Below are 8171 nucleotides of genomic sequence, written 5' to 3'. Positions count from 1 at the left end.
CGGGCATTCGCAGTGGCTGCGCTTATCACTTTCTCCTTCCCCACACCTTTGAGATGCGCCAGCTTCTCAACACTCTCAAAGATGAACACCGGCTGGTTGCGCTTCTCCTGCTTGATGGGTGAGAGGTACGGCGAATCTGTCTCAAGCATAATACTCTCAAGGGGCAGGGCTTCTGCCAGCCTCTGGTGATGCTCGGAGTAGCACAGGTTTGTGGCTAAGGAGATGCTGTAGCCACTCTCTAGGATTTTCTGCGCCACCTCCACGCTACCGCCATAGCAGTGGAACATTGCTTTCTCCACCCCGAGGCTGAGAAGCAGATTGAGTGCTTCCTCTTCTGCCTCGCGGGCATGCACCACCAGCGGGAGTGAGTACTCCTTTGCGATAAGTGCTATGCTCTCGAAAATCTCCCTCTGTCTCTGCGTATTTTCCCTGTCCAGGTGGTAGTCCAGCCCCGCTTCGCCCAGGCCGGTGAGCTCTTCTATGTTTCTCTCTATGCTTTCAAGCATCGCATTTGCAGTGCTCTGGTCCATCTTTGCCGCCCTGTAGGGATGGATGCCTGTGGTGGAGTAGACAAAGCCATAGCGCGAGGAGAGCTCCAGGGACCTCTCAAGGGTTGTCGGAGTAACTGCGCAGTCCACGACGCTCAGCTTGAGGCGGGCACACCTGGCTATCACCTCCTCCCTGTCGGGATTGAACTTCTTGAAGGAGATGTGGGCATGCGCATCTATCATCCCTGCTCTCTCAATCCCTGAGCTTAAAAAGGTTGGGGGCAAAAATTTATATATCTGTATTACGTTTTTTCTATTTAATAATACTATTTATGAGGTGGTGAAGAAGTTTGCACATTCCAGACGGGTTCATACCCTTAAATCAGGCAGTGATCTATACGGTGGTTGCCCTCGTATTTATTGCGCGTTCCATCAAATGGGCGCGCGAGGGTTTTCATGAAGTGCCCCTCTTCGCAACCCTTGCGGCGGGTATATTTGCAATTCAGGCGCTCAACATACCCATCCCCTGGGGCACCTCCGGGCATCTCACGGGTGGTGTTCTCGCAGCCATACTTCTTGGTTCCCCATGGGCGGGTGTATTTCTGCTCACCCTGGTGCTGGTGGTGCAGGCCCTGTTCTTTGCAGACGGCGGCATAACTGTGCTCGGAGCGAACATCCTGAACATGGGCGTGATTTCAAGCTTTGCGGGCTACTACACCTACCTCGCCCTGAGAGGTAGAATAGGCATAGCTGGAGCCAGCTTCTTCGGAGCGTGGCTTGGTCTGGTGCTTGCCGCTCTCGCCACAGCTGTGGAGCTTGCAATCGCAGGCACATTTCCGCTGCGTGAGGGTTTGCTGTTCATGGGCCTATACCACGCGGTTATAGGCCTTGTGGCTGAGGGTGCTCTCACAGCACTCGTGGTTACCACTGTGCTGAAGGTCAGCCCGGATATACTTCCCGCAAGGGCAAGGGAGGTGGTTTGAATGAGACTGGAGCGCAGATATTTCATTGCGCTGGGAATTGTGTTTATGATAGCCGTGCTGGCACCTTTCCTCGCTTCTCCAAATCCCGACGGTCTTGAAAGCACAGCGGAGAAGTTTGAAAGTGCCCATAACAAGGAGGTAGCGCTGTTCTCCTCACCCTTCCCGGATTACTCAATTCCCGGCATCCCCGGAGCAGCCTCTGAGGTTGCGGCGATGCTCATAGGCACAGCGCTCATCTTCGCCATAGGATTTGGGGCCGCAAAAGCTCTGACAAAGGCGGGGTAGATGCACATCCTTGAAACCCAGAGGCTTTGTCACACCTATGCCGATGGCACAGAGGCTCTGCGCCGGGTGGACCTCAGAGTAAACAGGAGCGAAGTCGTGGCAGTGCTCGGTGCCAACGGCGCAGGTAAGACAACGCTGCTCAAACATCTCAATGGCCTGCTCTCCCCCACCTCCGGAAGGGTGCTCGTCGCTGGAGAGGAGATTAAAAAGGAGAACCTGCTGTGGGTTCGAAAGACCGTCGGGCTGGTATTCCAGAACCCGGAGGAGCAGCTTTTCGCACCGAGCGTGGAAGAGGACGTGGCCTTTGGACCCAGAAACCTGGGGTTGAGTGAGGATGTGATTGCACATCGCGTGCAGGAGGCTCTCCGCTTGGTGGGCATGCAGGGATACGAGGAGAAGGCACCCCACAACCTGAGCTATGGGGAGAAGAAGCGCATTGCAATAGCGGGCGTGCTGGCGATGGAGCCCCAGGTACTTGTGCTGGATGAGCCCGCCTCCGGGCTTGACCCGCTGGGTACTGAGGAGCTGGTAAGGCTGCTCAGGCGCCTGCGCAGCCTGGGGCTCAGCCTGGTGATTGCCACCCACGATGTCGACCTTGTGCCCATGCTCGCTGACCGAATATACCTGCTCCACAGGGGCAGTGTTGTGGGTGAAGGCACAGCTGAGGAGATATTTACCAGCATGGACGAGGCCGCCAGGTACAGTCTGCGCCTGCCCTATGTTGCCCAGCTCTTACTCGCACTCCGGGAGATGGGCATTGACGTGGAGCTCAGGCTCACCGTGGAAGAGGCTGCGAAGGAGGTTGCAAGGCATCTGGGAGCAGGAGATATTTGAAATAGAGAGAGAGGCGCTCAAAAAAAGCCTGATCCATGCCATCGACGCAAGGGCCAAGCTCTTCTCAGCACTCTTTTTAATTCTTGCGGCTGTGTTTCTCGGGCGAAAGGAGGAAATTGGGCTTGAGAGCAGGGCGCTTGGCCTTGCGATTCTCCAGGCCTACATACTCCTGCTGGCGCTGCTGGCAAGGCTCAACCTCCGCTTCTTTTTTCTGCGGGTCGCCTTCATTCTGCCCTTCGGCGGAAGCATCGCCCTGCTCAGGCCGCTCTTCGAACCCGGAGAGGTGATTTTCTCATTCTATGCAATTAAAATCACCCGCGAGGGAATCGCCGCTGGCGCTGCGCTGCTTGCGATAATGGTTGTATGCGTCTCGGCTGTGGTGCTGCTCTCCTCCACCACCCGCATGCAGGCGCTAATAGCAGGCCTGCGCAGCCTCCGGGTACCCTCTTACTTTGTGCTTATTCTGGGCATGACGCTGCGCTTCCTCTTTCTTTATATGCGCAGCCTTCAGGAGATAATTCATGCGCAGCGCAATCGCGCCTTCTCCCTGCGCGGTAGCAGGGCAAAGCGGAGCCATGTACTCCGCGTTATCGCCTACACGGCGGCGATGATATTCATACGCGCCTATAAGCACGGGGAGGCAACCTACCAGGCGATGCTGAGCAGGGGTTATAACCCTGAAAAGCTGCGCTCATGCCAAGCGAGGAGGCTCCGTGGGCGGGACTACGTGTTTCTCGGTGCATCTCTCGCCGTGGCGGCGGCTGCCTGCGTAATTGCATTCAGCTGAGGGAAAGGCTGCGGTAGAGCATAAAGCTGCCGGCGAAGATGAGCGCCGTGCCCGCGAGGCGGCGGAGCCACACCTCAGGTATAAACTTGGAGTACCTTGGCGCTATCAGGGCCCCCAGCGCAAGTCCCAGCGCCAGATTCAGGAAGAGCATCCAGTCGACAGCCATGCCCAGCTGCAGGTAGTTTATGCAGCTCCACAGCGATGTGAAAAGCACAGCCATAAGTGTGGTACCCACCACCAGATGCAGTGGAAGCTTATAGACACTGGCAAGAAGGAAGAGGAAGAGGTTTCCGCCGCCTATGCCCATGAGCGCTGAGATAAAGCCGATTCCTGTACCCCAGAGAACAAGCGATAGCGGGTTAAGCATCACCCTTTCACCGGCGAAGGAGAACAGAAAGCTTCGTGGTGTGATATGAATCGTAGTGTAGGTGTCGCGGGTGAGGCTCTCCCACTCACCGGAGCGGCGGAGCTCATGAACCCTGCTTTCAAACCGGCTCACCATCCTCTGAAGTGCACTCTCCCTGTGCCATGTCCTGCTCATGGTGTGGACAGCGATGTAGCTTCCTGTGAGCAGTGCGATACCCCCCATGAATCCCAGGTAGGTGGATGAGAAGCTGCTGCCGAAAGCCAGAAGCGCAGCCCGTGCACCGAGCAGCACACCTGCTGCTACGCCGGTGAGCAGGAAGGCGGCGATTGGGAGCGCCACACGCCCCTCCCTGAGGTATGTGCGCAGCCCCAAAGTCGAAGTCAGGGAGGTTGCGAGCACATTTATGGGTTGCATGGCGGTTGCAACGCCTATCAGCGTCTGAAAGAAGCTGGTGAAGGCCGCGCCTGAGACGCTGAGCATTGAAAAGGCGGTGCCTATCATAAAGCCTGCCAGCAGTGTTAAAAAGAAGTTCACATCTGCGTCTGCGACAGGGTAGTGCATCTCCAGCTCTCCTTCAGGAAAGCAAACTCCTGCTTCTTCTCACGAAGAGCTTCACAAATTCTTCTCTATCTGGATGCTCTGTGTCCCTGCGGCATACCATGTAGAGACGCCTCTTCACCCTGAAGTCTGAAATCTCCATGATTTTTACCTTCGAGTTCATACTTCTCGCGGCTATATCAGAGGTAATTGCAGCCCCCATGTTTCGCGCCACTGCATGAAGCTGGGAGAAGACGCTGTTCACCTCGGCTATACTTCTTATCTCCTCAGGGAGAATACCCCTGCGCTTGAGAGCTGAATGAAGATAGCGGGTTATTCCGGAGGTTTCGCTGAGGGTTACCAGGGGGTGGCGGAGCACCTGGCGTATCTCAACCTTCTTGCACCTGGCGAGAGGATGCCTATCGCTTACCACCAGCACCAGACGGTCGGCTCCAAGGCTAATGCACTCGTAGCTTCTTCTGTCAAGCGTGCTCTCCAGAAAGCACGCCACGGCTATGTCCACCTCGCTGCTCTCCAGCATGGAGGCGCACTCCGAGGAGTTCTTTATGAGTACAGAAAACTCAGCTTCCGGATGAAGCTGGCGATACTCGCGAAGAATTTCCGGGAAGAGAATTACACCTGGAATGTTTCCCAGGGCGATGCGCAGTGGAAGCGCGCTTCGCCTGGCCACGTCCTGCCTCGCCCGCTCCAGCTTTTTTAGTATGCCGCGCACCTCCAGAGCAGCTATCCTGCCCTTTTCGGTAAGCTCTACACCCCTTTTGCCCCTTTCAAGAAGTTTCTCCCCGAAAAACTCTTCAACGGCATTCACATGCGCACTTACTGTACTCACGGACATGCCCATTGCCCTCGCGGCGTAGAGCAGGCTTCCATGCTCCACCACCTTCAGAAATGTGTGCATATACTCCAGCTTCATGTGCATATGTTGTGCAGCGTCCTATTTATATCTTTCGGGTTTTAAGAAAAATAACGAAGAATATTCGGATTTACAAAAAATTTATATAGCCTTGGCGGCGATTTTTCTCCGGAGGTGGTAAACATGAGGGCTGCAATAGTTGCGGCTGTACTACTACTCGCCTTCGTCTCCTCTAGCTATGCAGATTCCTGTGTGGACTGCCATGGGAGTGAGGAGAAGATGAAGGACCTCGGCTATCCGCAGTTCTACTTCCCCCTTGAGGAGGTGCGGGAGCAGAGCGGCATGCCAGCGACATGCACAGACTGCCACCTGGGCAACCCCGATGCAGCAAGCATGGAAGAAGCTCACGAGGGCGTGCTTTCAGTGCAGATAGTGAGCAAGAAGGGTTTTTCAATTCTTGACAGGGAGGGCATACTACCTGCGCTGATTCCCAACGGCTCAAGGCTCAGCAGCATGCTTCCGAAGAACCCGAAGGTGAATACCATGATATACCATGACCGCGAGCCAGACTTGTTCACCTTCAACAGGAGCGTGGTTGAGAAGACCTGCGGCAAGTGCCACAGGAAGCAGGTGGAGGAGTTTGCCCACACAGTCATGGGCTCAGTGAAGTATCAGAGCGAGTACAGGACATGGACCGGCGAACTTGGACCCCACAACTGCGGTCCCTGGTACGAGGAGAACTGGGAGGAGATAGCCAATGAAACCAGCACAAACTACACCTACGGGCAGGCGAAAATCAACCAGAAAGCCTGCAACAGGTGCCACGTCTCCTGTCTGGACTGCCACTACGCACCCTTCGAAGGGGAGGGCCAGCATAAGTTTGAGCGCTCGCCCTCGCCGGTGAGCTGCTACGGCGGCGGCAGAGGCTCAATCTGCCACGCGGGTCCTGAGGAGAGGCGCCGGGGGGCGGGCTATCTCGGGACAGAGTTCTCAAAACCCCCGGGCAGAGAGCCGGATGTGCACGTGAAGTACAACCTCACCTGCGTTGACTGCCACGACCCCCTCGCGAAAGGCGGCATGGGAGGCGTGGAGAGGGAAGCAAGCTGTGCAGACTGCCACCAGAATATCGCCAGCGCCATTGAAACCAGCGACCATACTAATGTTGCCTGCGAATCCTGCCACATAAAGGATGTGGGAGGCTACCAGCTCACAATCTGGGGCCCCGGAAAGGTGGCCGGCGTGGCAACGCCCTACAAGAAGTACAGAAACTACTACGGCGAGGCTCCAAATCCCATACTTATCAGGGACAAAGCCGGGAAGTGGATTCCTGTAAAGCCCTTTCCCATGGTGACGGTGAACATCGCAAAGGATGTGGAGGGTAAGCCCGGACCCAGCTTCAGAAGAGAGGGCTCAAAGGATGCCTATGCTCTGGCTGGAACCTTCAACGGCCTACCCGAGAACAACCGCGCGCTAATCTGGTTCCAGATGGACAAGATGTCCCACGCCATAAGGAAGGAGGCCAGAGAGTGCAATAGCTGCCACGCATCGACAGAACAGGGTTTCAAGGCCAGGTGGAAGTTCACCGACCAGGGGGCGAAGCCCTTCGAGGGTGAGCACACCATTGTGGCCAACAGCTCTGGGATATATGCGATAGGGCTGAGGAATACCACGCCCATAGTAACAAAGAAAGGCTGGGACATCGCAGACCTGGCGCCCTGGTACTATCTCAAAGACAGGTTCTACGCCAGGGGCGACTACTCCCTGCCCAGGGTGGAAGAGGCAAAGTACACTGAGGCAAGCTCTTCGTCCAAGCTGTTCAGACAGGCGTGCCTCGCCCTGGAGGCAAGACTCCAGGACCTGGCAAAGGCTGGCATAGATGTTTCCAGAGAGGAGGAAGAACTTCAGAAAATCAGAGCGATAGGTGTGCACAACCCGAAGGAAGGGGAGAGGCTCCTAAGTGAACTTGAAGACAGGGTTAAAACTCTGGCAAAGTCCGAAGCGAAGGGTGTGTGTGGTCCCACCATGGTGGCACTTCTGGCAGCGATTCCGCTGGCGATAAGGCGAGTCTTAGGGAGGGCGTAGCTCCTCTCCTTTTTTATTTTTACTCCATCTCATCCATCTCGTAGGCCTCCCAGCTCCGCAATCCCAGCGCAACCTCAAGCTCCTGCGGTGTGAGGATTGGCTTTGGGAAGCGAGGGGCATCCTCTATGGTAATGCGGGGGCAGGCTGTATTAACGAAGGCATCCAGATGACGGAAGTAGATCAGGTTCTCGGGGGTAATCTCGGCCAGGTGAATCAGATACGCCTCCCGCTTAAGCTCGCGAAGCTTCTGCTTTATCCTCCTGGCAATAGCCAGGCGCCTCTGCCCCTGCTTCTCACCTATGATTATTCCAAAGCGCTTCGCTTCCATCGCTCTTGCTATCGCCGCGAAGCGCTGCCTCAGGAAGCGCTCCTTTTTCTCCTCCATGTCTCTGACCTCACCGTGGAGTATGTCGAAGGCAACCACATGCTTACCCGTGGCCAGAGCAACACCCAGAGGGTGAAAATCCCCGCTTCCTATGTAGGCGAAGCAGTCCACCTCGCTGGAGATGCTCTTAGCGCAGGCGAAGGAGCAGCCCAGCACCTGTCCGGGGTAGTGCACCCTACCTCCTGCGCTGCCTATGTGCACCTCATACCCGCGTGCCTCCAGAAACTCCTTAACCTCTGGAAGCAAATGCACATGCTGCACAGTTGTTATTAAGCCTATGCGTTTGCACAGCCTGTGCAGGTGCCTCTCCAGCAGGGGTATCGCCTCTGCGTCGAGGCGCACCTCTATTTAGTGCACCGGTATCTGCGCACTCCTCAAAAGCTGCGCATGTCCGAAGTGGAAAAGCGCCTGGGCGCCGAGCTTTGCGGCAGCCTCGTCGGCCAAATCACAGGCACCGTAGCAGGGATTTGCGGAGATAAGCACCTCCACCCCTGTGAGAGCCTCAATCTGCCCTGCCACCTCAGCTGAGAAGTCCCTCAGGCCTTCTGG

At 56.1% G+C, this 8171-nt stretch carries 8 protein-coding genes and 1 pseudogene; 5 read left to right on the top strand and 4 right to left on the bottom strand.

Going from position 1 to position 8171, the window contains the following annotated elements; all coding sequences use genetic code 11:
• Nucleotides 1-731: TatD family hydrolase (locus tag ACXJJW_RS03020; RefSeq protein ID WP_456474248.1), on the bottom strand; the 731-nt coding region annotated here is incomplete at its 3' end.
• 107 nt (nt 732-838) lie between these two features.
• Here ACXJJW_RS03020 and cbiM point away from each other — a divergent pair.
• The 4 genes from cbiM to cbiQ are packed head-to-tail and all read left to right on the top strand — an operon-like array spanning nt 839 to nt 3377.
• On the top strand, nt 839-1471 hold the full coding sequence (gene cbiM / locus ACXJJW_RS03015) for a cobalt transporter CbiM (protein WP_456474247.1): 633 nt from the start codon (nt 839-841) through the stop codon (nt 1469-1471).
• Nucleotides 1472-1756, top strand: coding sequence for a PDGLE domain-containing protein (locus tag ACXJJW_RS03010; RefSeq protein WP_456474246.1), 285 nt, complete (start codon nt 1472-1474; stop codon nt 1754-1756). It abuts the gene before it with no gap.
• On the top strand, nt 1757-2590 hold the full coding sequence (locus ACXJJW_RS03005) for an ATP-binding cassette domain-containing protein (protein ID WP_456474245.1): 834 nt from the start codon (nt 1757-1759) through the stop codon (nt 2588-2590).
• Complete coding sequence (gene cbiQ, locus ACXJJW_RS03000; RefSeq protein ID WP_456474244.1) at nt 2514-3377, top strand: cobalt ECF transporter T component CbiQ; 864 nt, start codon at nt 2514-2516, stop codon at nt 3375-3377. Before ACXJJW_RS03005 ends, cbiQ begins: the two co-directional genes overlap by 77 nt.
• On the opposite strand, the gene ACXJJW_RS02995 is transcribed toward cbiQ, so the two are convergent.
• On the bottom strand, nt 3370-4305 hold the full coding sequence (locus tag ACXJJW_RS02995) for a sulfite exporter TauE/SafE family protein (protein WP_456474243.1): 936 nt from the start codon (nt 4303-4305) through the stop codon (nt 3370-3372). The genes cbiQ and ACXJJW_RS02995 overlap by 8 nt on opposite strands.
• Before the next feature lie 13 nt (nt 4306-4318).
• A complete protein-coding gene (locus tag ACXJJW_RS02990) occupies nt 4319-5215 on the bottom strand; it encodes a LysR family transcriptional regulator (protein WP_456474242.1) in 897 nt (298 codons plus the stop codon).
• 123 nt (nt 5216-5338) lie between these two features.
• On the opposite strand from ACXJJW_RS02990, the gene ACXJJW_RS02985 reads away from it, so the two are divergent.
• Nucleotides 5339-7237 carry a cytochrome c3 family protein gene (locus ACXJJW_RS02985; protein WP_456474241.1) on the top strand — a complete coding sequence of 633 codons (1899 nt, stop codon included), beginning with the start codon at nt 5339-5341 and terminating at the stop codon, nt 7235-7237.
• A gap of 19 nt (nt 7238-7256) precedes the next feature.
• Here ACXJJW_RS02985 and dph2 read toward each other — a convergent pair.
• A pseudogene (gene dph2, locus ACXJJW_RS02980) lies at nt 7257-8162 on the bottom strand (diphthamide biosynthesis enzyme Dph2).
• Nucleotides 8163-8171 lie beyond the last annotated feature (9 nt).

Source organism: Candidatus Pyrohabitans sp., assembly GCF_054014795.1.
The sequence above is the reverse complement of the archived record's forward strand: the minus strand, read 5'-3'. Positions and strand labels throughout refer to the sequence as shown.